We start from the raw sequence: 2,500 nt of genomic DNA, 5'->3' as shown, positions 1-2,500 counted from the left end.
TTTGTATAATGGGTCAGCGACTTACAGTAAGCAGCGAGCTTAAGGCGATAGCCGGAGGCGCAGCGAAAGCGAGTCTGAACAGGGCGCTTGAGTTGCTTGCTGTAGACCCGAAACCCGGTGATCTAGCCATGGGCAGGTTGAAGGTGCGGTAACACGCACTGGAGGACCGAACTCACGCCTGTTGAAAAAGTCGGAGATGACCTGTGGCTAGGGGTGAAAGGCCAATCAAACCGGGAAATAGCTGGTTCTCCGCGAAAGCTATTTAGGTAGCGCGTCGGGCGATTGCCCACGGGGGTAGAGCACTGGATGGGCTAGGGGGCCTCGCGGCTTACCAAACCTAACCAAACTCCGAATACCGTGGAGCACAGCCCGGCAGACAGACGGTGGGTGCTAAGGTCCATCGTCGAGAGGGAAACAGCCCAGACCGCCAGCTAAGGTCCCCAAATCACGGCTAAGTGGGAAAGGATGTGGGAAGGCCATGACAACCAGGAGGTTGGCTTAGAAGCAGCCATCCTTTAAAGAAAGCGTAATAGCTCACTGGTCTAGTTAAGCCGGCCTGCGCCGAAAATGTATCGGGGCTCAAGCCGTGTACCGAAGCTGCGGATGTGATCTTTGATCACGTGGTAGCGGAGCGTTCCGTAAGCCTGCGAAGGGTGTCCGTGAGGCCGCCTGGAGGTATCGGAAGTGAGAATGCTGACATGAGTAGCGACAAACAGTGTGAGAAACACTGTCGCCGAAAGTCCAAGGGTTCCTGCGCAAGGTTAATCCACGCAGGGTGAGCCGGCCCCTAAGGCGAGGCCGAAAGGCGTAGTCGATGGGAACCACGTTAATATTCGTGGGCCAGCGGGTGTGTGACGAATGGGAAAGCGTGTCGGGCCTTATCGGATTGGCCCGGCTGGGGACCCGTTCCAGGAAACAGCCCCCGCATCAGACCGTACCCCAAACCGACACAGGTGGACTGGTAGAGTATACCCAGGCGCTTGAGAGAATGGTGTTGAAGGAACTCGGCAAATTGCCCTCGTAACTTCGGAAGAAGAGGGCCCCGTTGTGGCGCAAGCCATGGCGGGGGGCACAGACCAGGGGGTGGCGACTGTTTACTAAAAACACAGGGCTCTGCGAAGCCGTACAAGGCGACGTATAGGGTCTGACGCCTGCCCGGTGCCGGAAGGTTAAGAGGAGGGGTTCACGCTCCGAATTGAAGCCCCGGTAAACGGCGGCCGTAACTATAACGGTCCTAAGGTAGCGAAATTCCTTGTCGGGTAAGTTCCGACCTGCACGAATGGCGTAACGACTTCCCCGCTGTCTCCAACACCAACTCAGCGAAATTGAACTCTCCGTGAAGATGCGGAGTACCCGCGGTCAGACGGAAAGACCCCGTGCACCTTTACTACAGCTTTGCAGTGGTGCTAGGGATCTCATGTGTAGGATAGGTGGGAGGCTAGGAAACCCGGGCGCCAGCTCGGGTGGAGCCATCCTTGAAATACCACCCTTGAGGTCTCTGGCATCTAACCGCGCTCCGTTCATCCGGAGCCGGGACCCTGCATGGCGGGTAGTTTGACTGGGGCGGTCGCCTCCCAAAGTGTAACGGAGGCGCGCGATGGTGGGCTCAGAGCGGTCGGAAATCGCTCGACGAGTGCAATGGCATAAGCCCGCCTGACTGCAAGACAGACAAGTCGAGCAGAGACGAAAGTCGGCCATAGTGATCCGGTGGTTCCATGTGGACGGGCCATCGCTCAACGGATAAAAGGTACGCCGGGGATAACAGGCTGATGACTCCCAAGAGTCCATATCGACGGAGTCGTTTGGCACCTCGATGTCGGCTCATCACATCCTGGGGCTGGAGCAGGTCCCAAGGGTTCGGCTGTTCGCCGATTAAAGTGGTACGTGAGCTGGGTTTAGAACGTCGTGAGACAGTTCGGTCCCTATCTGCCGTGGGTGTCGGAGTTTTGCGAGGATCTGTCCCTAGTACGAGAGGACCGGGATGGACATACCTCTGGTGCACCGGTTGTCACGCCAGTGGCATGGCCGGGTAGCTAAGTATGGACGGGATAACCGCTGAAAGCATCTAAGCGGGAAACCCACCTCAAAACCAGAACTCCCTTGAGAGCCGTGACAGACCATCACGTCGATAGGAGGCATGTGGACGGGCGGCAACGCCTGAAGCTGAGCCTTACTAATCGCTCGAATGGCTTGATCCTTCCCAGCAGGCGGCCCGCGCGCAGCGGCAAGCCCTGGACGCACGAGCCAACACCGCAAGTATGCAAGACGTCCTCACTTAACGAAACCCGCCCGTCCGGTCCGGATGGTTCGCGTGTGCCTTGGTGACCTGGTGGTCATGGCGAGGCTCCCAACACCCGATCCCATTCCGAACTCGGCCGTGAAACGCCTCAGCGCCGATGGTACTGCGTCTTAAGACGTGGGAGAGTAGGTCGCCGCCAGGTCACCACGGCACACGCCAAACCAAAACGGACACGGACGGACACGGTTTCACACACGCTTG

At 58.2% G+C, this 2,500-nt stretch carries 2 rRNA genes (1 of these 2 cut by a window edge); both read left to right on the top strand.

Going from position 1 to position 2,500, the window contains the following annotated elements:
* Window positions 1–2,198: ribosomal RNA gene (locus ACWPN5_RS00010) — 23S ribosomal RNA — on the top strand; it begins 549 nt to the left of the window's first position.
* Between the two features lie 127 nt (window positions 2,199–2,325).
* A 5S ribosomal RNA gene (gene rrf, locus ACWPN5_RS00005) occupies window positions 2,326–2,441 on the top strand.
* The last annotated feature ends 59 nt before the right edge of the window (window positions 2,442–2,500 follow it).

The organism is Azospirillum sp. UENF 211521, from assembly GCF_058780535.1.
Note: the sequence above shows the minus strand (reverse complement) of the source record. Positions and strands in the feature narration are given on the sequence as shown.